We start from the raw sequence: 25,738 nt of genomic DNA on the forward strand, positions 1-25,738 counted from the left end.
TAGAAATTTGAATAAATAGCCGTAGCTTTTAAGTTTGATTTCAAAACGGCGTTACTATTAAAGTAAAATAGTTATAAAATTTCTTAATTTTGGAGGGAAAAATGACAAAAAATATGAAAACAATGGATGGTAACCAAGCTGCAGCTCACATAGCTTATGCATTTACGGAAGTTGCTGGAATTTATCCAATCACTCCGTCATCAACTATGTCAGAGCATGTAGACCAATGGGCATCATACGGGAAGGAAAACTTATTCGGAACACAAGTGAAAGTTGTAGAAATGCAGTCAGAAGCCGGAGCAGCAGGAATTGTACACGGTTCGTTACAAGCTGGAGCTTTAACTACGACATTTACTGCATCTCAAGGATTACTATTGAAAATACCTAATATGTACAAAATAGCAGGAGAATTGCTACCAGGAGTAATGCATGTAGCAGCAAGGGCTATTTCAACACAGGCATTATCAATATTTGGAGATCATCAAGATATTTATTCAGCAAGAATGACAGGTTGGACAATGCTTGCAACAAGCTCGGTTCAAGAAGTAATGGACTTAGCAGGAATCGCACATTTAGCAGCAATTAAATCAAGAGTCCCTGTTATGCACTTTTTTGATGGTTTCAGAACATCACACGAAATAAATAAAGTGGAAGTTATGGATTACGATTTTCTTGAAAGTTTACTTGATAAAAAAGCAGTTAGAGAATTTAGAGAAAGAGCATTGAATCCAGAAAAACCAGTAACAAGAGGAACAGCACAAAATGATGATATTTATTTCCAAGCAAGAGAAGCTCAAAATAAATTTTATGAAGCTGTACCTGATATCGTAAACGATTACATGAAAAAAATTAGCGAAAAAACAGGAAGATATTACGCACCATTTGTTTATTACGGAGCCGAAAACGCCGAAAGAGTTATTGTTGCAATGGGTTCTGTAAATGAAACAATCAAAGAAGTCGTAGATTATTTAAATAAAAAAGGAGAAAATGTAGGAGTGCTAAATGTTCACTTATACAGACCTTTTTCAAGCAAATATTTCTTCGATGCAATGCCAAAAAGCGTGAAAAAAATTGCCGTACTTGACAGAACAAAAGAGCCAGGAGCATTAGGAGAGCCATTATACATGGACGTAAAAGCACTTTATTACGGAAAAGAAAATGCACCTGAAATTGTAGGTGGAAGATACGGATTGTCATCAAAAGATACAACACCTGAACAAATTGTAGCAGTATTCAAAAATATTGCACAAAAAGAGCCTAAAAATAATTTTACAATAGGAATTGTTGATGACGTTACATTTACATCACTTGCACTTGAAGAAGAAGTTTTCACAGGAAACGAAGATGTGAAAGAGTGCTTATTTTACGGACTTGGTTCAGATGGAACTGTAGGAGCTAATAAAAATTCAATAAAAATTATTGGAGATAAGACAGACTTGTATGCACAAGGTTATTTTGCGTACGATTCTAAAAAAGCAGGAGGAGTGACAAGATCACATTTGAGATTCAGTAAAGATCCAATTCATTCAACTTACTTAGTTACAAGACCAGGTTTTGTAGCTTGTTCAGCACCTGCATACCTTGGAAAATATGATATGATTTCTGGATTAAAAGAAGGAGGAACATTCCTATTAAACACAATTTGGGATAAAGAAAGATTAATTCCAAGCATACCAAATGAAATTAAACGAGAGTTAGCTAGAAAAAAAATTAAATTTTTTATTATAAATGCTACAAAATTAGCTAAAGAAATTGGATTAGGAAACAGAACAAATACAATTATGCAATCGGCATTTTTCTATCTTTCAGAAGTAATTCCGCACGAAGAAGCAAAAGAGTATATGAAAGAATATGCAGAAAAAAGTTATGGAAGAAAAGGAAAAGATGTAGTTCAAAAAAACTGGAATGCTATTGACAGAGGAATTGATGGTTTAGAGCAAGTAGAAGTATTACCAGAATGGGCAGATCTTGAAGTAAACGAACAAATTATCGAAGCAGCAAAACCTGAATTTATCAAGAAAATAGTAGACCCAATTAACCATATGAAAGGTAACGAATTACCAGTTTCATCAATTATAGAAACAGGAATGGTAGACGGAACTTTCCAACCAGGAACTGCAAATTACGAAAAAAGAGGAGTAGCGTCAGAAGTACCAGAATGGCAACCAGATATGTGTATACAATGTAATCAATGTGCCTACGTTTGTCCGCACGCTGTAATACGACCATTTTTATTAGATGAAGAAGAAATGGCAAAAGCTCCTGAAGGAATGCCAACAATAAAGGCTTTGGGACGTGGAATGAATGAGTTGAACTATAAAATTCAAGTATCGCCTTTGGACTGTACAGGATGCAGTGCCTGTGTGGATGTGTGTCCTGCACCACGTGGAAAAGCGATTGTCATGAAATCTACTCAATCTCAAATTGAGAAAAATGAAATTGAATATACAGATTATTTATTTAACAATGTTTTTTATAAAGATAAAATTTTAGGAAAAAATACAGTAAAAGGTTCACAGTTTGCAAAACCGCTATTTGAATTTTCCGGAGCTTGTGCTGGTTGTGGAGAAACACCGTATATCAAGTTGGTGACACAGTTATTTGGAGAAAGAATGATGGTTGCAAATGCAACTGGATGTTCTTCAATTTATGGCGCTTCTACTCCTTCAACACCATATACAACTGCTCAAAATGGTTGCGGACCTGCATGGGCATCTTCACTATTTGAAGACAATGCTGAATATGGATACGGAATGTTTCAGGCTATAAATACAATTCGACACAGAATTTTGAAGAGAATGGGAGAAATAAAAGAATATGTTTCACCTAAACTTGCAGAATTATTTATTTCATTTGAAGAAAACTTTGATGATGGAGATAAAACTACAGAAATTCGTGATGAATTAGTAGCAGCATTAGAAAAAGAAAATTCTGAAAACACAAATGAAAAAGTAAAAAATAATATTTCTGAAATATTAGAATTAAAACAATACTTAATCAAAAAATCTATCTGGATGTTTGGTGGAGATGGATGGGCCTATGACATAGGATTTGGCGGACTTGACCATGTTCTAGCTTCAGGAGATGATGTAAACATACTTGTACTTGATACAGAAGTTTACTCAAATACAGGAGGGCAATCATCAAAATCTTCAAGAACTGGAGCAGTTGCAAAATTTGCAGCTTCAGGAAAACCAGCCAAGAAAAAAGATTTAGCTGCAATATTAATGACTTATGGAAATATTTACGTTGCTAAGGTGTCAATGGGAGCAAATCAGAACCAAACATTAAAAGCGATAAGGGAAGCCGAAGCATATCCAGGACCATCAATAATAATAGCTTATTCACCTTGTATTGAACATGGTATAAAAGCTGGTATGGGTAAATTCCAGACAGAAGAAAAACTGGCAACAGAAGTAGGATATTGGCCAATTTTCAGATTTGATCCAAGATTAGCAGAAAAAGGTAAAAATCCATTGCAATTGGATACAAGAAATCCAGCTTGGGAAAAATATGAAGAATTTTTACTAGGAGAAAGAAGATATGCAACTTTGGCTGCAGAATTTCCTGAAAAGGCAAAAGAATTGCTGGAAACAAATTTGAAAAATGCTAAGGATAACTGGAATTATTATAAACGTATGGCGGCAATGGATTATTCAATAGAAGAATAAGTATATAATTTTGATTAAAATAAAATTTAAAATTTTTAATATAAAAATCCCCTTTATTTTAGGGGATTTTATTATTTGGGTAAAATATTTAAGATGAGCAGCATTTATTTTGATAAAAAAATGTGGTAAAATTATTAAGTATTCAGGTAAATAATTTATTAATTTGAATATTTAACAAAAAAATAGCAAGAAGTCGTAGGCTTTCAATAAGAAGCCTCAGTTATGGAAACAGGAAAGTTATCCTCCATATAGAAAAACAGAGGTATGTCTGTCCTATATGCAAAAAAGGACAACTTCCTCAATAGGTATTGTGGACAGGAACTGCAGCATCTCAAACGAAGTCAAGGATGAGATAAGAAAAAAACTTTCTGAGATGAAGTCATTCACTCAAATAGGAAGGGAAGAAAATACAAGCATATCAACTGTCATGAGGATATTTCATGACATTGAAGTTCCTCATAAGGAGCTGGACTATGAAACTGTATACTTTGATGAATTTAGATTAACTAATTCTTCTGATTGACATAAGAATTAGAAAAGTGATATGATGAACGAATAAGAAAAAGATAAATTATGAATTTGAGGGGGTGTTTTTGTGTCAACAATTAAAATTGAAAACCTCACTTTCTCATATTATGGCTATGTAAAACCTATATTTGATAATGTATCATTTTCATTTGATACGAACTGGAAAACAGGGTTAATAGGAAGAAACGGAATTGGAAAATCAACACTGTTTAAGCTACTTTTAAACAAAGAAGTTTATAAAGGGAAAATCAGCAAAAGCGTTGACTTTATTAAATTCCCACCCAATATAAGTGATGCTTCAAAATTAGGAATTGAGTTATATAAAGAACTAATATCAGATGAGGAAGAATGGAAACTATTTAGAGAACTTAACTTGCTAAATATAGATGAAAATCTTATTTATAGAGAGTTTGAAATGCTCTCTAAAGGAGAGCAAACAAAAATTCTTTTGGCGATTTTATTTACAAAGGAAGATGGATTTTTACTTATTGATGAACCAACAAACCATTTAGATATGGACGGAAGAAAAGTTGTAAGTGAATATCTGAAAAATAAAAAAGGTTTTTTGCTTATATCTCATGATAGAGATTTTTTAGATGGGTGTATCAATCATGTAATTTCTATTAACAGGAATTCTATTGATGTCCAATCAGGAAATTTTACATCATGGTATGAAAATAAATTGATGAAAGACCAATTTGAAATCAGTAAAAACGAGAAATTAAAAAAAGATATTAAACGATTAAAAGAAGCTGCAAGACAAAGTCAAATTTGGTCTGATAAAATTGAAAATACTAAAAATGGTGTAAAAGTATCAGGTGTAAAACCAGACAAAGGACGTATAGGTCATCAGTCAGCCAAGATGATGAAAAAATCTAAGAATTTGGAGAATAGACAAAATAAGGCAATAGAAGAAAAACAAAATTTACTAAAAGATATTGAAATAAAGGAAAGTCTATTATTGCATTCATTACATCATCACAAAAATCCTCTAATATCAGTTTGCGATTTATCATTATACTATGGAGAAAGACAGATATTAAGTAATGTAAGCTTTGAGATAAAACAAGGTGATATAGTAGCCATATATGGATGTAATGGTAGTGGAAAATCAACCTTGATTAAAATTTTATTAGGTCTAAATCATGAGTATACAGGTGATGTAAAATTAGCAAGTAATTTAAAAATATCGTATATTCCTCAAGACACATCTAATTTAACAGGAAGCCTAAATGAGTATATTCATAAGCAAGGTGTTGATGAAACATTGTGCAAAACAATTCTTAGGAAATTAGATTTTGCAAGAGAATTATTTGAAATGGATATGAAGAACTATAGCGATGGACAAAAAAAGAAAGTTTTAATTGCTGCAAGTTTGTCAAAACCAGCTCATTTATTTGTTTGGGACGAACCGCTGAATTATATAGATGTAATATCGAGAATACAGATTGAGGAAATTATAAAAGAAGCAAAGCCTACACTAATATTTGTGGAGCATGATAAGAGGTTTGTAGAAGATATAGCTAATAAAATAATACGATTATAAACTAAATAACAAATCCCAATTTATCGAAGTAAAATAATTAAATAAAAAAATTACATAGAACTTTCATTGAAACTTATAATTTTAGATAAAATAAAAGTTTTTTATTATTATTTTCAATATATTAAAAATAAAACTGGTTCTATAATATATATGGGGTTGAAAAAGAAATAGAAAAATAGCATAAATAACAAATTCATAGTATTATGTTTTTGCCAAAAAGACATAAGAAAGGAATTTGTATTTACGAAAAATAATTTTACCACATTCAGACCTGAAATAAAAGATGTCAAAATAAAAAAACTGGACTATGAAACTGTATACCTTGATGAATTTAAGGGGAATGCAGATAAAGAAAAGTACAGCCGTTTACGAATTTCTTTCAAAAGAGAGCGAAGTTTCCAAGGTTCAAATCTAAAAAGAATAATGTTAAAAGTTACACGACAAATTGTGTGAACAATTCGATACGAATTGAGGAAAATAAATATTTAGTTTTGCCAAAATTAAAAAAAATTAAATTGAAATATCATAGAGAAATACCGAAGGATTATAGAATAAAGTCGGTAACATTGACAAATAGTAATGGAAATTACTATGTTTCTGTTTTGACAGAATTTGAAAAAGAAATTCAAAAAATGCCAAGTAATGATAAAGTGATTGGACTTGATTTTTCAATGTCTGAATTATTTGTTAGCTCTGAAAACCAAAGGGCTGATTATCCAAAATACTTTAGGATGTTGGAGAAAAAATTGAAAAAATTACAGAAATCGTTATCAAGAAAAGTGAAATTTTCTAAAAATTGGTATAAACAAAAAATGAAAATATCAAGATTGCATGAGTATATCAAAAATTGTCGAAGGGATTTTTTGCATAAATTATCGAAAAAATTGTCTGAAGAATACAATGCTGTGGTTGTTGAGGATTTGAATATGAAAGGGATGAGTCAAACATTAAATTTTGGAAAAAGTGTAGGAGATAATGGATGGGGAATGTTTTTGAGAATGCTTGAGTATAAACTGATGTTTTTAGGAAAGCAATTTTTGAAGATAGATAAGTGGTTTCCATCATCGAAAACTTGTAGTAGATGTGGAAATATTAAAGAGGAACTGAAATTATCAGAAAGAAGTTATAAATGTGAGTGCTGTGGGATTGAAATTGATAGAGATTACAATGCGGCACTGAATATAAAAAACATTGGAAAATTGATGTTGGAATATTAGGAAAATAAAAAAACAGGGCAGGGACTGTCCGAAGAGCTTGGTAAATATATTTGGCTAGCAAAAGCAGGTACTTCCCAAGAAGTTCCCGCTTCTAAAAGTGGGAGTAGTTCACAGGGAAAGTTGTAATTATAAAAATAAAGTTTAAAATAAGAGGGGAAAAATTATGAGAAGAACTAAATGGGCTGAAAAAATTATTCCTAATCCACGACAGGAAAGGGAATATATTGAAAGGGACAATAAACAAAATTTTGATGATAAAACAAAAAGGATAAAAAAAAGCGGAAATAAAAAACAAATTATGGAAAATTCAAATTTGAGTTCCCTGATTGATAATGATATTTTGAAAATACTTTATTCACGGGGCATAACAACTGAGAAGGAAGTGATTGAGTTTTTAAATCCTAAAATGGAGAATATTCAAGATCCTTATGGGCTGCAGGATATGGAAAAGACGGTTTTGGAAATTGAAAGAGCAATAGAGGAGCAGAAAAATATCTGGATATTTGGGGATTATGATGTAGATGGGATTACTTCAACTTCGATTTTGTATATGGCACTAAAGGAGCTTGGGGCTGAAAATGTGAATTATTATATTCCGATTCGGGATGAAGGATATGGTCTGAATAACGAGGCTTTGAAGAAAATAAAAGATTCGGGGGCAGATTTAGTAATTACTGTAGATTGCGGGATTACGGCATTTCCGGAAGTGGAATTTGCAAATTCTATAGATTTGCCGATAATTATTACAGATCATCATAATTTGCATGGCGGAAAAGTTCCGGCTGCTGTTGCAGTTGTTAATCCAAAACGTTTTGAAAATGAATTTTCATTTGAGTTTCTGGCGGGAGTTGGGACTATTTTCATGGTAATTCTTTGTCTTTATGAAAGAATCGGGAAAAAGGCAAAAGCATATAAATATCTTGATTTGGTGGCGATTGGAACAGTTGCAGACATTGTGCCGCTGGTGGAGGAAAACAGGATTTTGACAAAATTTGGTCTGGAGCAGCTTAGCCGTTCTAAAAATAAGGGGCTTAGATTTTTGCTCTACAAGCTGTTTAGTACCCAAAATTCGGATTTTAATGAGAAAACTGAATACAATTCGTATGATGTGGGCTTTATCATAGCGCCTGTCTTTAATGCGGCTGGAAGGTTAAAAGATGCAAAAATGGTTGTAAAACTGCTAATTTCTGATAATGACAGGGAAATTGAGATAATCGTAAAGGAACTTATCAATAAGAATTTTGAGCGGAAAGAACTGCAGAATGAAATTGTGGAGAAAGTGGAAAAGCATATTGAAGAAAACGATTTGAAGGAAGATTATGTAATTGTAGACTATTCACCTGAATATCACCACGGAGTAATTGGTATAGCGGCTTCCAAAATTGTGGATAAATATTACAAGCCTGCGATTATTATTGAAGTGAAGGAAGATGAAGGGATAGCAGTTGGATCTTGCCGAAGTATCGGGAATTTTAATATTTTGGAGGCGTTGCAGTCGATGCCTGAACTTTTTTTGAAGTTTGGAGGACATTCTGGAGCGGCTGGATTTACGATTGGAATAAAAAATTTGGAATTATTTAAGGAAAAAATTAATAAATTTGCAAAGACAAAACTGAAGGAAGAGGATTTTGTGAAAATAATAGAAATTGACAAGCAAATTCCGATTCAAAAGGTTTCTTATGAATTTTTTCAAGTGATAGAACTTTTAAAGCCGTTTGGCTTCGGAAATCCAATGCCAACTTTTAGGACAAATAATGTACTTTTTGAAAATATAAAGTTCATTGGAGAAAATAAGAATCATATAATGTTTGACATAAAGCAGAAAGGATTTTTTAGCAGAAATGCTGTCTGGTTCAATTCTGGAGAATATTTTAAGAAACTGAATGAAAATCTGTTTTATGATATTGTTTACAAGTTAAAGACAGAAATGTTTCAAGATAGATATTATACAAAGGTGTATATTGAGGATGTAAAGGTGTCACAGTTAAAAGATGATACTTTTTCCTATTATCATTCTCTTTTTAATACATCTTTTCCAATGAAGTCAATTTTTTATACAAATATTGAGCTGGATTTAGAAAAGAAAATTACGATGAAAATGGAATTTGATCAAGTTTCACTTTTTCAGGGGAGAAAATTTATTGGACGGCTTGATTACAGTGTTTCAAATCTGTTAATACTATTGAATCAGTATTATAATTGGAATTTTACTGTGAAAATTGAAGATGTGAAGCAGGCTGCCAGTCATAGCATTGTAAATATTTTGATAAAAAGGGATTACAGCTTTAAATGCTACGATCATACACAGGTTGGAATTTTTAGGAAAATAAAGGAATTTCTGATTGGAAAAATGGAATATAATACTCAAACTAAAAATTTACTTTCCCAATTTTTCAGACAAAATAAAAACTTGATTGTAAAAAATATATTTAATGAAGATGAAAAGTATAAATATAAAATGTCGAACTTTGAGAACTTTTTGCTTACAATTGGGATTTATTATAAAAAAACAACTAATAAAAAAAGTCAGATTGTAATAAGTTCAGAAAAGAAGCCAGCTTTTAATAATTTTATAAAATCGTATTTTGACATAAATGAAGAATATTCGGAAAATGATTATCCATTTACATTGTTTTACAATTATAAAGATACACAAGAGCTGGAAAATATTATAAAGTCGGATTTTAGCCTGCAAAATGAAATTAATTATGAGATTGATGAAAATGTTCAAAGTTCTGAAGTTAATGAAAATAGCGAAAGTTTTGAAACTAAGGAAGAGTTGAAACAGCTGGAATATAAGAAAATCGAAGGAATTGAATTAAAAAATAGTCAGGCAGAAAATCAAAGTGAAGATCAGGAAAATTTAGGTGAAAATGAAATTGAAGATGAAAAAGAAAATCAAGAATTTGGAAAAAGATTTTGTGTAATAGTAAATTCTGAAAATTTTATGATAAAAACTGAAAATTTCGATGAAAGTAATATTAAAGAGCTGAATATTCAAATTGAAGTGCCTGAAAATGTAGTATTTTTACAGGATTCTACAAAAAAGGAAAGAAAAAATGCAAAAAATATTTTTTTGGAATATTTGCCGATTGAGAAAAAAATTAAGTTGAAAAAATTATTGGAAGATGGAGAAAAAATTTTTTCTGATTATTCAGTTAATGAGATTTTATGAAAATAAGGAGAAAATGTATGAAAAAATTAAAAGAGGCTATTTTGGTTTACAATCCAAAATCTGGAAATGCCAATATAATTTTAAGCAATTTTGATTTAATCACGACAAAACTGCTGGAAAAAGGGATTACATTGACACTTTATAGTATAAATAAGGATTATGACCTATTTACAGAAATTTTAAAAAATGAAAAATATGATATTTTGATTTTATCAGGTGGAGATGGAACATTAAGCCGTTGTTTAAGCGAACTTTACTCTAAAAATATTGAATTTCCAGAAGTTGCAATATTTCCAACGGGAACATCAAACGATTTTGCAAAAGCATTGAAATTTGAAGAAAATATTGAAAACTGGATAGAGAAAATTACAGATAAAAGTGCCAAAAATATTGATTTTGGGTTAATTAATGGAAAAACGGTATTCTTGTCATCGTATGCTGGCGGACTGTTTACTAAAATTTCCTACAATACGGACAAGACATTGAAAAAAACGTTTGGAAAAATTGCCTATTACATGAATGGGCTTGGAGAACTTACAAATATAAAGACTTTTGACTTGGATATTGTGCTGGATGGGAATAAAACAATTAAGGAAAAGGCTATTTTATATGCAATTCTGAATGGAAAAAGTGTTGGCGGATTTGAAAATGTAATTGATGAAGCCAGTATGAATGACGGATTTATGGATATTTTAATCGTAAAAAACATTGATAATCCGATGGATATTCCAAAAATTCTAATCGACTTAATGAACAGTAATTTGACAAATAACGATTATATCCGAACTTTACAAGCCAAAAAATGCGAAATAAAAAAAGTTTTCGAAGAAATTAACGTAAGCATTGATGGAGAAGAAGGAGAAAATATGGATGTAAAAATTGAGTTTATTAGCCGAAAATTAAAAATTTTTTGCTAAAAAAATTCGCAATATAAGAGAACTCTAATCCAAAAAATAAAACAATTAATTGAAATTTGGAAATCATAAAGGTATAATATAATAAATAAAATATTGTATAGGAGTGTATTTTATAAAAAAAATTATTTTTAATTTTGATATTTACAATTGTCTACAGTAAGTTGTGAATTGTTTAGTAAGAGTTATTGAGATGACATAAATAAATCTAGGATAGAAGAAGGTAGAAGATGTTATTGAAGAGGTGATGGAAATGTTTAGTGTAAGGACAAATATGAAAATCGAGTTTATTAATGTGTGATTTAAGAAAAATAGATTGATGAATGTAAAAGTGGGAATTTTGGGATTGAATTTTTTTGGAAAAAATGATATAATAACTTCGAATAAAAAACCTGTTCAGGTTAGTGTAAAATTAAAAATGCGAGAAAAAGGCTTTATTCTTTATTGAATAGGGCTTTTTTTTGTGATATAATTGTCTGTCAAGGAACGCAACCTTGATTACACTTTCTTGAACAGGAGGTGGTAATAATGGCAAATTGGGATTTGACTGTTTTAGCAGTTGTAATCGTATTGTTTTTGATTTTTAGCAGTCAAAAATAGCAGTTGAATTCTTGTCTTATTGTCCTCACCTTTTGCCTGCCAGTTTAATTTAGCTGGCAGGTTTTTTGTAATTTTTAAAATTATGTTATTGAAATAAAATAGATTGATATTAGAAAATTTTATTGCAAGGTTAAAATATGAAATGTCATGTTCTAATAAAAAAAGGAAATTTAAATTTTTAATAAATTTTTTATAAAAATGTTTTGAATTTTTACAAAAATATGGTATAGTTATAGTATATAAAAAAAATTTAGAAAGGTATGGAGGAAAAATTATGAATGGATATTTTAGTCTTGTTTTACATGCACACTTGCCGTATGTAAGACATCCAGAGTATAAAGAATTTTTAGAAGAAGATTGGTTATATGAAGCGATTACGGAAACGTATATCCCTTTACTTGAAATGTTTGAAAATTTAACGAGAGATAACATTCCTTGGAATATAACTATTACAATGTCTGGAACGCTTGTAAATATGCTAAATGATGGTTTATTGCGTGAAAGATATCTTCGTCATATGAATAAATTAGTTGAATTCTGTGAAAATGAAGTGGAAAGACTAAGTCCATATCCTGACATGCTAAATGTTGCAAAACATAATTTATGGTTCAATACTAGAGCAAGACAAGTATTTGAAGAAAAGTACAACAAAGATTTAGTGGGGGCATTTAGAAAATTTCAAGATCAGGGTAACTTAGAAATCATTCCAGTTACAGCAACACATGGATTTTTGCCAGTTATGAAAGACTATCCTGAAGCAGTAAACGCTCAAGTGCTTATGGCAAAAAAAGATTATATTAAAAATTTTGGAAGAGATCCGAAGGGAATTTGGCTAGCTGAATGTGCCTATTATCCAGGACAAGATAAGTTCTTGGAAAAACACGGAATAAGATACTTCCTAGTTGATGCGCATGGAATTATGCATAGTGATCCACGTCCAGTTTATGGTATTTATTCACCAGTTTACACTAAGAATTATGTAGCTGCATTTGCCAGAGATTTGGAATCATCAGAACAAGTTTGGAGTTCTGAATCAGGATATCCAGGAGATGGACTTTACCGTGAATTCCATAAGGATGCAGGATATGAACTAGATTATGAACTTGTAAAACCTTACTTGCACAGTGATGGAGTAAGAAGAAACATAGGAATAAAATATCATGCAATAACAGATAAGAAAGGAACTTATAAAGCAGTTTATAATCCGCAGGCAGCAGCAGATAGAGCAAAAGAACATGCTTATAACTTTGTATTCAATCGTTCAAAACAGATTGAATATCTTGCTTCAAAAATGAAATATAGAAAACCTATCGTAGTGTCACCTTATGATGCTGAATTATATGGACACTGGTGGTACGAAGGGCCTATATTCCTAGAATGGGTATTCAGAGCAATAGCTGAATCTGATTTTTCTACAATAACACCATACAAATATTTACAAAAATACCCTACAAACCAAATAGTTGACGTAAGTATGTCAAGCTGGGGAGCAAACGGTTATTACGATGTTTGGATAGATGGTTCAAATGACTATGCGTACAGACATTTACATAAAGCTGCACAAAAGATGATAGAACTGGCAAATGGAAGAGAACCTTACAACGAATTGGAATACAGAGCATTAAACCAAGCTGCAAGGGAATTGTTAATGGCACAAACTTCTTGCTGGGAATTTATAATGTATACTGGAACAATGGTTGGTTATGCTCACAAGAAAATAAGTGACCACATTCATAGATTATTCAAAATTTATGAAGATTACAAGAATGGCAACTTGGATGAAAGCTGGTTAAGAGAAATTGAAAGCAGAGATAATATTTTCCCAGAAGTGGATTATAGAGTTTATAGAACTGACTGGCTATAGTTTTAATGTAAAAAATAATAAATTTAAGGAGTGTTTTTTGACATTCCTTTTTAAATTAACTGGAAAAAATAAATATTTTATTTGATTTTAAAGGTAAATTAGTATAAAATGTATCTGATAATTTATTTTTTAAATAGAATTTAGTATAAAAAATGGAAATGGGGAAAGATGGATAATAAAAATTTATTAAAGGGTACAATGGTTTATTCCCTTATGAATTTAGTTACGAAAATGGGTTCGTTTGTTTTTTTGCCGATAATAACGAGATTGCTGACACAGGAGGAATTTGGGATTGTAGGAACATTAGCTCCGATTACTTCGTTGTTTACAGTGATTTTGGGATTAGGGCTATATAATGCTCAGATGAAAAAATATGTGGATTTGAAGGAAAGTGAAGATGAGTTTGGAAGCTATATGTTTTCTTCAACTTTGATAATAGTTGTTTTTAATATTTTAACGTATATTTTTTTATTTACGCCAATGGCTCAAAAACTGTTTTCATACATTGTGGATTTAAGCAAAGTAAGCTACTATCCCTTAATAATTGTCAGTATTTTAATTGCCACAGCGAATGCTTTTAATAATCTTTCAACAACTTTGTTTAGAATGAAGAGAATGTATATGAAAGTGGCGATAGGGAGTGTTATAAGTCTTTTTACAACTTATATTCTGGCAATTTATTTTATAAAATATTTGAAATGGGGAGTTTTTGGAAATCAGTTTGCAAATTTAGTTGCATTGCTTGTAGTCTTTTTATTTTATTTTAAAGATTATTTTGGAAAATTTAGATTTAAGCTGAATTTTGATTATGTGAAATATTCGCTGCGGAATGGATTACCACTTATTTTTATTGAACTTACAGACCAAGTTGTAAATTTAAGTGACAGGCTTGTTTTGGCAAAATTTGTTTCTCTTGCAGTAGTTGGGGGATATACGCTTGCCTTTACTGGAGGAAGGGTTTTGTCGGTTGTTACAGGCTCTTTTGTGAATAGCTGGACGCCGGAGTTTTATGAGGCGATGAAAGAGGATAAGACAAATCCAACAATAACGAGAAGCGTAGAAAATTTTATTGCGATTATTTCCTTTGCCTGTGTAATTGCCCAGTTATTTGCTCCAGAGGGAATAAAATTAATATTTCCAAAAAGTTATTATCAGGCAATTAATTATATGCCATTAATTTTGGCTGGAATTGTAATACAGGCATTATTTTGCCTAGATTATTTTTTCCATTTTCACGAAGATAGCATATACATTTTTTATTTTACAATGTTTGCAATGATATTTAATTTAGCTGGAAATATAATATTTATACCGAAGTTTCCTGAAATTGGTCCGATTATTGCGGCATGGACTACATTGCTTGCCTTTTTGTTCAGGGCGATAATGGAAATGATGATTATAAGAAAAAAATACAAGATTTCATTTAATTACAAAAAATTATTTCTGTATTTTATAATTATTGTAAATCCTATTATATTTTACTTGTCAAATGATCAGCTTTCAATAGTAAAATTTGGCTTTAAAATAGTATATTTGGCAATAGTTACGAAATTACTTGTAAATAAGGAAGTTTTGGCTAAAATTACAAATCTTGTGAATGGAATAAAAAGAAAAATTATGAAACGATAAATTTTAAATTTTTGGAAAATAAGGGGAATTAGAAAATGAAATTTACAGTTTTTACACCGACTTTTAATCGAAAGGAACTGCTTGAAAAATTGTATAAATCGCTTCAAAAGCAGACTTTTAAAGACTTTGAATGGCTTATTGTGGATGATGGCTCTACTGATGGGACTAAAGAGAAAGTGGAAGAGTTTTTGAGTGAAAAAAAGTTGGAAATAAAATATTATTTTAAGGAAAATGGCGGTAAGCAGAGGGCTTATAACTTTGCGACAGAAAAGGCGAATGGGGAACTTTTTATTTGTCTTGATTCAGATGATGAATATGTGGAAAATGGGCTTGAAACTATTTTGAAATATTGGAAAAAATATGAGAAGAATTCCGATATTGCTGGAATGGGATATTTGTCGACTTATCCAAATGGAGAAATTATCGGCTCTAGTTTTCCAGAAAAGGAAATGATCTCGACACAATTTGAAATTTATAATAAATATGGAGTTAAAGGCGATAAGGGGCTTATGTTCAGAACTGAAATTATAAAAAAATATAAATTTCCAGTTTTTGAAGATGAGAAGTTTATTAAATAGTGCAAGAACACTCGCGACTTTAGTCGTGAGATGAATTGCACAAAAATTTTAGTAAGCATATAGGGAAACTTGTATGTAGACACGGAGCAAAACCGTGCAACAAAGAAACTGAATTGCTGGGAACTCTTAAAGCTAGTATAACCACAACATAATATCTAAGTGAAAACATGGTATAAGTGTGATGGTGGCGAAAGCAGAAAAAATATACTAGATGGTGTAAGGTTAAATCCTAAACATTATGATAATAGACAATCAGCAACTAAGCCTGAAAAGGAAAGTTCAACGACTATCCCTCGTGAGGGGAGTACAATACAAGCGATAGGTATTGGAAGTGGTTTCGCCTAAGGTACATTATGTGCTATGGATAAGATATAGTCTGTGCTTGTTAGAGATAACAAGAAGTTCATAAGAGAACTGCATAAGTAGTAGCGCACTTATGTGAACGACTTCCCACTGTTGTGGGGTTTTAAAAACTTTAAAAATATTTAAAAATAAATAAAAAATATTACTTTTTTGACAGATAAAATGTAGAATATATGGTATAATATCTCTGATGAAAAGGAGGTGATTATATATGTATTTAACATTAAAACAACAAGTAAAACATCTTAGTAAAAAGGAGTTTAGGAATTTAAAATATTTATCTCATATAGCCAAGAACTTAACTAATGAAGCTATATATAATGTTAGACAACACTATTTTCAAAATAAAAAGTATTTAAGTTATAATGAAAACTATAAAATGCTTAAAAATAGTGAAAATTACAAGAAATTAAATTCTAATATGGCTCAACAAATTCTAAAAGAAGTAGATGGAAGTTTCAAATCATTTTTTGGACTTTTAAAACTTGCTAAGAATGGTCAATATAATTTTAAAGATATAAAATTACCTAAATATCTTGCTAAAGATGGTTTTACAACTCTTGTTATAGGTTTTGTAAGATTAAAAGATGATATTCTGATAGTTCCTTATTCAAATTCATTTAGAAAGATACATAAGGAAATCGCAATAAAGCTACCACCAGTATTAAAAAACAAGAAAATAAAAGAGATTAGAATAATACCAAAACAACATTCTAGGTACTTTGAAATTCAATATACTTATGAAGTGGAAGAAGTTCAAAGGGAATTAAATAAAAACAATGCACTAGGAATTGATTTAGGTATAAATAATCTTTGTACTTGTGTTACAAATACTGGAACTTCATTCATAATAGATGGTAGAAAATTAAAATCAATAAATCAATACTATAACAAGATAAATGCAAAATTGCAAAGCATTAAAGATAAGCAAAAGATAGAGCATATAACATTAAGGCAAAAGAGAATAGCCAGAAAGAGAAATAATCGTATAAATGATTATCTTTCAAAAGCAGCAAGAATAATTGTAAATTATTGTCTTAATAATGATATAGGAAAACTAGTTGTAGGATATAATGAAGATTTTCAAAGAAATTCAAATATTGGAAGTATAAATAATCAGAACTTTGTAAATATACCATATGGGAAATTAAGAGATAAATTAATATATCTATGTAAACTATATGGAATAGAATTTAAACTGCAAGAAGAGAGTTATACATCAAAAGCAAGTTTCTTTGATAGAGATGAAATTCCAATATATGATAAAGAAAATTCGCAAAAATATATATTCAGTGGAAAAAGAATAAAAAGAGGACTATATCAAACAAGCACAGGTAAACTCATAAATGCAGATTGTAATGGAGCATTAAATATATTAAGAAAAAGTAAAGTTGTGGACTTAAGTGTCCTATACAATAGAGGTGAGCTGAACACACCTAAAAGAATAAGGGTAGTGTAAAGCTATCAAACTTCTTAGAAAATTTTTAAATGTTTTTAAAGATTTTAGAACCCTGCGACTTTAGTCGTGGGAGGTTCAGTACGGAAGCTGTTGTTTATAATAGAATTTGCGAGAAATATAAAATGGTTTACGTAAATGAGAAAATTGAGATAAAGGAATATCAGGAAGATGGGCTGACTGCGAAATATAATAATTTACTTTTGAAAAATCCGAAAGGGCAGGCACTTTATCACAATGAAATAAATTCTCAAAAGTTGACTTTTAAGCAGAAAATTTTAAATAATGCTGTTTATTACAAATTTTGCAAAGTGGCTGGTTATAAATTTAGAAAAATATTTCAAGAAAGCAAAAATAAATTATTTTTAATATTTGCAATTCCAGTTGGGAAATTTATGTGGAAAAAAGTTAAGTTGTAAAAAATAGGAGAAATAAAAATAAAAAATGGATAAAAAATTAGATGACAAAAAAGTCGTTGTTGGAATGAGCGGTGGAATAGATAGTTCCGTTGCCGCTCTTTTGTTAAAGCGGCAGGGATATGAAGTAATCGGAGTCACGTTAAAGCATTTGCCTGATGAACTTTCGGAAAATCCAGGAAAAACATGCTGTTCCCTGGATGATATAAATGATGCGAGATATACTTGCTACACTTTAGGAATTCCGCATTATGTCTTAAATGTTGTGGAAGAGTTTAAAAAAGATGTGATGGAATATTTTGTGGAAATGTATAATGCAGGAAAAACGCCGTCGCCTTGTGTGATTTGCGATGAAAAGGTGAAAATAAGAAAACTTGTGGAATTTGCTGATAAAATGGGAATAAAGCATATTTCAACAGGGCATTATTCAAAAGTTAGCCAAAATAACATGCTTTTATGGGATAAAAATAACAGAAAAGATCAGACTTACATGCTTTATCGGCTGGATAAGGAAGTAGTGGAGCGATTTTTATTTCCGCTTTCAGAATACAAAAAGTCAGAAGTTCGTGAGATTGCCAGACAAAATGGAATTCATACACATAATAAGCCAGATAGCCAAGGAATCTGCTTTGCTCCAAACGGATATATTCCATTCTTGAAAAAAGTGCTTGGAGATGACGTGAAAAAGGGGAACTTTGTAGATAAAAACGGGAAAGTCATTGGAGAGCATATAGGTTACCAGTTTTACACGGTTGGACAACGGCGTGGACTGGGGCTTAATTTGGGGAAGCCATTTTTTGTGCTGGAACTTAGACCTGAAACAAATGAAGTTGTCGTAGGGGATTTTGAAGAATTGCTGGTAAAGGAAATTGAAGTGATAAATTATAAATTTCATTGTGATTTGAAAAATATAACTGGGAAACAATTAACTGCACGTCCAAGATTTTCTTCAAAAGGATTGGCTGGGAAATTAAAAATTTTAGAAAATGAAAAAAATAAAAATAAACTAATTTTTGAATTTGATGAAAAAACTCATGAAAATTCTGAAGGGCAGCATATTGTATTTTATTTGGAAAATGAGATTGTTGGTGGAGGAGAAATAAAGATGTGTCAAAATATTTAAGGAGCAAGGACAATGTAAAAAATTAGGAATTTATTTTTGCTAAAAATTTGTAATTTTAAAGTCTGGCAAAATAAAAAAAGCTGTTTCATAAATTAATTTTATGGTACAACTTTTTCTATTAGATATTTTTAAAAATTTAAAATTTTTTAATTTCATAGAGTAATTACTGCTATGTTTTTATGTAAGAAATTATCGAATAGGATCTCGTTTTTTTCTTTCTTTTTCTAATAAATCTCTGATTTTCTTCAACTTCTCTTTATCTTTCTCTTTCAATATTTCTTTCAATTTTTCTTTGAGTTCTTCATTTTCTGTTTCGTTTTTTTTCTCTATTAATTTTTCCTTAAGTTTATCAAGTTCTATTCGATTTTTTGATTCCTCTACTAAATTTTTTAAAAAACTAGCATACTCACTTGCGGCATCTCTGCTAAGAAAAGATATATTACCCACAGACCATACCGTTTCTTCCTTATTATTTTTTTCTTTTTTTATTTCAAACATATTCCTGTCTCCTTCCAGAATAAACTAAAATTTTTATAACAATCCTTATCAAAATTCCCCCCTTTGAATTGAGAGCAAAATACTCTTTAATTAGTACCCCATCTACACCATCTTGCACCAACTTTATTGGTTACACAAGTAACAGGTCGGTCAGGGTAGCCTTTTTCTATCCATTCATCATGCAATTCCCCTTCAGGTTTCCACCCATCTAATCTTTGTACCTCCATACAAGATTGAAGGCCTGCCAATAAAGCGATAATAATAAATAATTTTTTCATATCAATCATTCCTTTCTTTTTTTCTTTTTATTTGTTTTTTATTTTCTTTAATCCTGATGCTTCAATTCCTGTTCCAGCATTTTCCTGTAATTTTGTATAGCATATTCATCCCCGGCATCCGCTCCCATCTTGAAATATTTTTTTGCCTTGTCAAATTCCTTCTTGTCATAATACAGAAGGCCAAGCTCATTCATAGCTTCAGGGATATTGCGGTCTACGGCTTTTAAGAAGAATGTTTCAGCCTTGTCAAGTTTATCTTGAAAGTAGTAAAGCTGCGCCAATTGATACAGAGAGCTGCTATCGCCCCTGCTAATGGCATCTAAAAACATTTTTTCAGCCTTGTCAAGCCTGCCTTGCTCAAAATACAAACATCCCAGCTGGTACAAGGCTTTGGCATTGCCATTTTCAGCAGCCTTCAAATACTCTTTTTCAGCCTTTTCCAGTTCCCCGTTCTCAAAGTAGAAGCTGCCATCCTCCAAGTGACCGGCAAATGCTGAAATAGAAAGGACAATAATTCCAAGTAAAATAATTTTTTTCATAAATCTCTCCTTGCTGTTATTCAATATTTATCGTTTCTGATTAAAACAAAAAGTAAGACTATTCATCCAGGTCAACATTTTCCAGAAGCGGCGACCTCATAATGTCAAAAGGCAGGACAACCTTGCCCCCGTTTGAATCCAGGTCAACATCCCTTCCAACATCAATTCCTGCTCTTTTAAATACAAGATAGACAAACTGCGAACAGTAAAGCCGCTTGTCAAAGTTCTTGTTAAAGGTAAGCCCGTAAGTTTTGGTCGTAGTCTTGTCAATTTCCTTGAACAGAGCATTCTTAAAATTATCATCAATATTTTTCAATCTGAACACAGAAACCTTCCTTTTTTCATCATACCAGGCAAAGATAGGACTTTCAGCATACCCGATTGAAAAGGATGGGAACTCCACAATCTTCATATTCTCATTAATAACAGCGACATGCCCCTGAGACTGCAGAATAGTGTGCTGCTTAGACAGGACTAGAATATCTCCAGTCTTAAGTTTATTCGCTTTTTCAATCAGTTCTGTAACAGGATACCATTTGTAGCTGGGATCAGTAATCTGGCAAAAAAGTGTCGTTGAAATTGCAATAAATAAGAAAACAGTTTTTTTAACTATTGTTTCAATATTAAAAAAAATACATTTCATAAAATATTTTTTATCATCTCCTTTCGATAATATTAAAAAAAGTTAAAGCAGACTTTCGTTCAATCAATCCAAAATCAAAATAAATTAACCTTTCTATAATGTAAAAATCTAACTTTTTATCGCCCAAAAGATTGTTTAAAATATCTTTTTTCAATTATTATATCCTGTTTTTTTTTTTTTTTTACTTTGGTTACCATTATATTTATATTAGAAACTTAGAAAATAAAATTTTTCAAAGCATTGAAAACCAAAAATAATATAATATAATTTGAGAATAAATTTAAAAAATATGAAAAATTGTTTTTTGTTAAATATTTTAACAAAAAGATAGCAAGAAGTATCCGGCTTTTACAAGTGGGAGTAGTTCACTCCATCGAGAAATAAAAAATATTTGACAAAAATCTAAAAGTATGATAAACTTATAAAAGTCAAGTGGCGACATGGTCGAGTGGCTTAGGCAGAGGTCTGCAAAACCTTGTACACCAGTTCGAATCTGGTTGTCGCCTCCATTAATAAATTACCAATAATAATTATAATTATATTGATAACTACTTTATGTAGTTATTTTTTTTGTTTTAAAAATGAATTATTTAAATAAAAGATAGAACGAAGTAAAATATTTTTAGTCTGTCCAAAATAGTATAATATTTCCAAAATAAAATAAATATGATAAAATATATTCAAAAGTAATTTTGTCTAAATTAAGTAAAATAAAGCAAAAATGAAATAAAGAAAAGAGGAAAATGAAAATGAATACAGATAATTCAAAAAAAATTTACAAGAAAGCAAAGGAATCAATACCTGGTGGAGTAAATAGTCCAGTTAGGGCATTTCAGTCTGTTGATAAGGAGTATCCGATTTTTATTAAAAGTGGAAATGGAAGTAAACTTTATGATGAAGATGGGAATGAATATGTGGATATGATTGGATCTTGGGGACCGATGATTTTGGGACATAATTATCCGCAAGTTTTGGAAGTTGTGAAAAGAGAGCTTGAAAATGGGACTTCGTTTGGGCTGCCTACGAAAAAGGAAGTGGAATTGGCAGAGCTTGTGAAAAGCTGTTTTCTTTCGATTGAAAAGTTGAGATTGACTACTTCAGGGACAGAAGCGGCTATGGCTAGTGTGAGACTTGCTCGTGCATTTACTGGTAAAAATAAGATTATAAAGTTTGAAGGATGTTATCACGGACACTCGGATTCGCTGTTAGTTAAGGCTGGATCAGGGCTTTTGACTTTTGAGCATCAGGATAGTAACGGAATTACTGAAGGAGTTGTGAAGGATACAATAACATTGCCTTTTGGGGATTTTGAAAAGTTAAAGAAAACTTTGGAAAATAATAAGGATATTGCATGTGTGATTATTGAGCCGATTCCTGCAAATATGGGACTTATTGAAACAGAAAAGGAATATTTGGAAAAAGTGCGTGAAATTACACAAAAGGAAAATATTGTGCTGATTTTTGATGAGGTAATTTCAGGATTTAGAGTTTCGTTGGGAGGAGCTCAGAAAATATTTGGAATTACACCTGATTTGACTATTTTAGGGAAAATTATTGGCGGTGGCTATCCAGTTGGCGGCTTTGGAGGAAAAAGGGAAATTATGGACTTAATTTCGCCTGTCGGAAATGTTTATCACGCTGGAACGCTTTCTGGAAATCCAATTTCAGTTGCAGCTGGAATAGAAACTATTTCAATTTTGAAGGAAAATCCTGAAATTTATGAAAATATAAATAAAAAAACAGAAAATCTTGCAAATAAAATTAATGAATTAATAAAAAAATATGACATTTCAGCAACTGTAAATTATTTTGGAAGCCTTTTCACAATATTTTTTGCAAAGGAAAAAGTAAAAACTTTGGAAGATGCAATGAATACAAATAGTGAGTTTTACAGCATATATTTTAACACAATGTTAGAAAATGGCGTAATTGTGCCGCCTTCAAAATATGAAGCGCATTTTGTTTCTTATATTCATAATGATGAGGATATGGAGAAAATATTGGCTGGTGTGGAAAAAACTTTTGAAAAAATTGCTAAAAAGTCTGGAACTATACCCAAACGTATTTAAAATTCAATTATTAAAAATTACATAAACTTATAATTTGAAAAATAGAAAATATATTTTATGGCAAGAGGGTTTGATACTTTGTTGAAAAATACTTATTATTAGCATTTCTAAATAATAAAATTGCGAATAGAGGAATAATAAATGGGGAAATTATTATTTGATACAATAAAAAAAATAAAACCGCTAGATAAAAATAGAATGGAAGAAAAGGGAAAAGAACTAAATTCTTTGTTAAAAACTCCAAAAGGACTGGGAAAGCTGGAAGAATTGGCAATTCGGCTGGAAGGAATTGACAAAAATTATAAGCCTGATAAAAAGATGGTGCTTGTTATGGCGGCTGATAATGGAGTGGAACAGGAAAAGGTAAGTAAATCTAAAAGAGTAATAACGCAATATGTTGTGGAAGCGATGTTAAATGGAAAATCTTCGATTAATGCTCTTGGGATGGTTTACAATGCTGATGTAAAAGTGGTAGATTTGGGAATTGATGAAAGTTCAGATATTAAAAATGAGATAAATCTTTCAGGAATTATTGAAAAAAAAATTATAAAGTCTGGCACTAATAATATTGCTAAAGAAGTTGCAATGACTTATGAGCAGGCTGTGAAAGCGATAGAAACTGGGATTGAGATGGTTGATGAATTTGTGAAGGATGGATATAATTTGTTTGCAACTGGAGAAATGGGGATTGGGAACACTACAACTAGCAGTGCGGTTTTGAAGGTTCTTACGGATTTGCCGATAGATGAGATTGTTGGTTGCGGGAGCGGAATTGATGATAAAACTTTGGAACATAAAAAAAATGTTGTAAAAAAGGCAATTCAAGTAAATGGTTTGCTGAATTTTTTTGAAAAAAGTAAAAATGCTGAAGGAAAAAAGAAGATTAGAAAAGAACAAGGAAATATGGATTTTGAAAGTAAAATAAATTTTGAAAACTTTAAAACAGAAGAATCTCAAAAAATTACAATAAATGTGCTGGCTAAAGTTGGAGGATTGGATATTGCCGGAATGGCTGGAACCTATTTAGGATGTGCTAAAAATCGTGTTCCTGTTGTGATAGACGGCTTTATTTCCGCTGTTTCCGCTCTTATTGCCTACAAAATCTGCCCAGTTTCCAGAGAATTTATGATTGCTTCACATTTAAGTGAAGAGCCAGGAATGAAATATATTATGAAGGAACTGAATTTAGAGCCGATGCTTTTTATGAATATGAAATTGGGGGAAGGAACTGGGGCGGTTATGATGTTTCCTGTGATTGAGGGTGCTTGTAATATTACTGGAGTTGTGAGAAAATATCCTGATGTTTAGAAATTTTGCTATATTAAAATTTAATTTATGTTTATAATAAAATTTTTTGTAATATTTCATCAGAGAGTTGTTGATTTATAATTTTCACGACAAACGCATGAAAAAGATTTAAAAAAGAGGTATAATATTATTGACATATCGTAGGAAAGAAGCTGGTAAAAATGTCAGAAGATAAACCAAATCTAAAAGAATTGTTAATATACATTACCCAAATAGAGGATAAGCGACAAATTTCTAAAATAAAGCATAAATTGAATGATATTGTTGTGATTACTCTCTTTGCCATGCTTGCAAATATTGAATACTGGGAAGAGATTGAAGAATTTGGAAAGATGTATTTCAAGGCATTAAAAAGATATCTGGAACTACCGAACGGCATACCTTCGCATGATACGATTCAAAGAGTTATGGCTACAATAGAGCCTGAAGTGACAGAAGTTCTCTTGAGAAAATGGATGGATCTAAAAATTTCCGGAGAAGATAAAAAAATAAGAAAAATATTAAATATTGATGGAAAATTTTTAAATGGGATGAAGAACAAAAATAATAAGCCATTAGACATAGTATCCGCATATTCCAAAGAAGATGGGATCTGCTATTCACAAGTGGCGGCTGAAGGAAAAGGGAATGAAATAGAAGCAATATTAAGGCTGCTTGATAAAATTTCAGTAAAGGAATGTATAGTTACAATAGATGCGATAGGAACCCAGAAAGAAATCATAAAAAGATAAGAAAGAAGAAGGGATATTTCTGTCTTCAGGTAAAAGGGAATCAGAAGGCTTTAAAGGAAGATATAGAAGATTACTTTGCTGACAAGGGATTCAGGAAAAAATTAAAGGGCGAAGGAATGTACAGTAGGAAAACAGAAAAGCAAAGAGGACGGCTGGAAACGAGAGAATATTACTATACTGAAGAAATAGAATGGTTTATCAAAAGAAACAAGGAATGGAAAGAAGTAAAGGGGATAGGTGCATCAATATTAACAACAGAAGAAAATGGAAAAAAGCAAGAACAGAAAAGGTATTACATAACGAATATAACAGGGGAGTGGAAGAATTTGTAAGAGCAGTAAGAGGACATTGGGCAATAGAAAGTTATCATTGGGTATTGGATGTAACATTTAGAGAAGATGCAAATAAGACATTAAACAAAAATGCGGCTAGAAATTTAAATATTCTAAGAAAATTAGCAATATCAATACTGGAAGAACTGCCGTTCAGAAAGAAATTTAGTAGAAGGATAAAAAGATATATTATATCGCTAGATGTAAGGAGATATTTAAAATTATTTTTTGATATATAGAAATGTTAATGTAAAAAAAAT

At 30.9% G+C, this 25,738-nt stretch carries 20 protein-coding genes, 1 tRNA gene and 2 pseudogenes; 19 read left to right on the forward strand and 4 right to left on the reverse strand.

Going from position 1 to position 25,738, the window contains the following annotated elements; translation table 11 throughout:
• The first annotated feature begins 101 nt into the window (after nt 1-101).
• From nifJ to mnmA, 14 genes and pseudogenes are all read left to right on the forward strand, one after another.
• Nucleotides 102-3,671 (forward strand): pyruvate:ferredoxin (flavodoxin) oxidoreductase, encoded by a 3,570-nt coding sequence (gene nifJ / locus FVE74_RS02410; protein WP_147003038.1) that lies wholly within the window; start codon nt 102-104, stop codon nt 3,669-3,671.
• Nucleotides 3,672-3,877: 206 nt separating this feature from the next.
• Nucleotides 3,878-3,976 (forward strand): hypothetical protein, encoded by a 99-nt coding sequence (locus FVE74_RS12270; protein ID WP_370464642.1) that lies wholly within the window; start codon nt 3,878-3,880, stop codon nt 3,974-3,976.
• Nucleotides 3,949-4,194 (forward strand): transposase family protein, encoded by a 246-nt coding sequence (locus tag FVE74_RS02420; protein WP_147003039.1) that lies wholly within the window; start codon nt 3,949-3,951, stop codon nt 4,192-4,194. Before FVE74_RS12270 ends, FVE74_RS02420 begins: the two co-directional genes overlap by 28 nt.
• A gap of 72 nt (nt 4,195-4,266) precedes the next feature.
• A complete protein-coding gene (lsa(C), locus tag FVE74_RS02425; protein WP_147003040.1) occupies nt 4,267-5,745 on the forward strand; it encodes an ABC-F type ribosomal protection protein Lsa(C) in 1,479 nt (492 codons plus the stop codon).
• Between the two features lie 377 nt (nt 5,746-6,122).
• Nucleotides 6,123-6,962, forward strand: a pseudogene (locus FVE74_RS02430) (RNA-guided endonuclease InsQ/TnpB family protein); the annotation flags it as partial.
• A 163-nt stretch (nt 6,963-7,125) separates the two neighbouring features.
• Nucleotides 7,126-10,137: a single-stranded-DNA-specific exonuclease RecJ gene (recJ, locus tag FVE74_RS02435; protein ID WP_147003041.1), complete on the forward strand. Its 3,012-nt coding sequence runs from the start codon at nt 7,126-7,128 to the stop codon at nt 10,135-10,137.
• A 17-nt stretch (nt 10,138-10,154) separates the two neighbouring features.
• Entirely contained in the window at nt 10,155-11,054 is a 900-nt protein-coding gene (locus FVE74_RS02440) for a diacylglycerol/lipid kinase family protein (protein WP_147003042.1), read from the forward strand.
• 871 nt (nt 11,055-11,925) lie between these two features.
• Nucleotides 11,926-13,515 (forward strand): glycoside hydrolase family 57 protein, encoded by a 1,590-nt coding sequence (locus FVE74_RS02445; protein WP_147003043.1) that lies wholly within the window; start codon nt 11,926-11,928, stop codon nt 13,513-13,515.
• A gap of 168 nt (nt 13,516-13,683) precedes the next feature.
• Nucleotides 13,684-15,144 (forward strand): oligosaccharide flippase family protein, encoded by a 1,461-nt coding sequence (locus FVE74_RS02450; RefSeq protein ID WP_147003044.1) that lies wholly within the window; start codon nt 13,684-13,686, stop codon nt 15,142-15,144.
• A gap of 35 nt (nt 15,145-15,179) precedes the next feature.
• Nucleotides 15,180-15,722, forward strand: a complete 543-nt coding sequence (locus tag FVE74_RS02455) for a glycosyltransferase family 2 protein (RefSeq protein ID WP_232054006.1) — start codon at nt 15,180-15,182, stop codon at nt 15,720-15,722.
• A gap of 159 nt (nt 15,723-15,881) precedes the next feature.
• A complete protein-coding gene (locus FVE74_RS02465) occupies nt 15,882-16,067 on the forward strand; it encodes a hypothetical protein (protein ID WP_147003045.1) in 186 nt (61 codons plus the stop codon).
• A gap of 229 nt (nt 16,068-16,296) precedes the next feature.
• Nucleotides 16,297-17,544, forward strand: coding sequence for an RNA-guided endonuclease InsQ/TnpB family protein (locus FVE74_RS02470; protein ID WP_147003046.1), 1,248 nt, complete (start codon nt 16,297-16,299; stop codon nt 17,542-17,544).
• A 29-nt stretch (nt 17,545-17,573) separates the two neighbouring features.
• Nucleotides 17,574-17,960: a hypothetical protein gene (locus tag FVE74_RS02475; protein ID WP_232054008.1), complete on the forward strand. Its 387-nt coding sequence runs from the start codon at nt 17,574-17,576 to the stop codon at nt 17,958-17,960.
• A gap of 25 nt (nt 17,961-17,985) precedes the next feature.
• Complete coding sequence (gene mnmA, locus FVE74_RS02480; RefSeq protein ID WP_147003047.1) at nt 17,986-19,080, forward strand: tRNA 2-thiouridine(34) synthase MnmA; 1,095 nt, start codon at nt 17,986-17,988, stop codon at nt 19,078-19,080.
• A 189-nt stretch (nt 19,081-19,269) separates the two neighbouring features.
• On the opposite strand, the gene FVE74_RS02485 is transcribed toward mnmA, so the two are convergent.
• The 4 genes from FVE74_RS02485 to FVE74_RS12100 all read right to left on the reverse strand — a co-directional run bounded on the left by FVE74_RS02485 (nt 19,270) and on the right by FVE74_RS12100 (nt 21,038).
• On the reverse strand, nt 19,270-19,578 hold the full coding sequence (locus tag FVE74_RS02485; RefSeq protein ID WP_147003048.1) for a hypothetical protein: 309 nt from the start codon (nt 19,576-19,578) through the stop codon (nt 19,270-19,272).
• An 86-nt stretch (nt 19,579-19,664) separates the two neighbouring features.
• Nucleotides 19,665-19,805, reverse strand: coding sequence for a hypothetical protein (locus FVE74_RS11470; protein WP_172617428.1), 141 nt, complete (start codon nt 19,803-19,805; stop codon nt 19,665-19,667).
• A 98-nt stretch (nt 19,806-19,903) separates the two neighbouring features.
• Entirely contained in the window at nt 19,904-20,419 is a 516-nt protein-coding gene (locus FVE74_RS02490; protein ID WP_147003049.1) for a tetratricopeptide repeat protein, read from the reverse strand.
• Between the two features lie 34 nt (nt 20,420-20,453).
• Nucleotides 20,454-21,038 carry a YiiX/YebB-like N1pC/P60 family cysteine hydrolase gene (locus FVE74_RS12100; RefSeq protein WP_147003050.1) on the reverse strand — a complete coding sequence of 195 codons (585 nt, stop codon included), beginning with the start codon at nt 21,036-21,038 and terminating at the stop codon, nt 20,454-20,456.
• Between the two features lie 434 nt (nt 21,039-21,472).
• Between FVE74_RS12100 and FVE74_RS02500 the strand changes: the two genes are divergently transcribed.
• The 5 genes and pseudogenes from FVE74_RS02500 (at nt 21,473) to FVE74_RS02525 (ending at nt 25,717) form a co-directional block, all read left to right on the forward strand.
• Nucleotides 21,473-21,547: transfer RNA gene (locus tag FVE74_RS02500), tRNA-Cys, on the forward strand.
• Nucleotides 21,548-21,787: 240 nt separating this feature from the next.
• Entirely contained in the window at nt 21,788-23,107 is a 1,320-nt protein-coding gene (gene hemL, locus FVE74_RS02505) for a glutamate-1-semialdehyde 2,1-aminomutase (protein ID WP_147003051.1), read from the forward strand.
• Between the two features lie 141 nt (nt 23,108-23,248).
• Nucleotides 23,249-24,415 carry a nicotinate-nucleotide--dimethylbenzimidazole phosphoribosyltransferase gene (locus FVE74_RS02510; RefSeq protein WP_147003054.1) on the forward strand — a complete coding sequence of 389 codons (1,167 nt, stop codon included), beginning with the start codon at nt 23,249-23,251 and terminating at the stop codon, nt 24,413-24,415.
• Nucleotides 24,416-24,576: 161 nt separating this feature from the next.
• A pseudogene (locus FVE74_RS12275) lies at nt 24,577-25,478 on the forward strand (ISAs1 family transposase).
• Nucleotides 25,463-25,717, forward strand: coding sequence for a hypothetical protein (locus FVE74_RS02525; RefSeq protein WP_332094859.1), 255 nt, complete (start codon nt 25,463-25,465; stop codon nt 25,715-25,717). The pseudogene FVE74_RS12275 and the gene FVE74_RS02525 overlap by 16 nt, the downstream one beginning before the upstream one ends.
• Nucleotides 25,718-25,738 lie beyond the last annotated feature (21 nt).

It is taken from the genome of Leptotrichia wadei, from assembly GCF_007990445.1.
Lineage (GTDB): Bacteria > Fusobacteriota > Fusobacteriia > Fusobacteriales > Leptotrichiaceae > Leptotrichia > Leptotrichia wadei_A.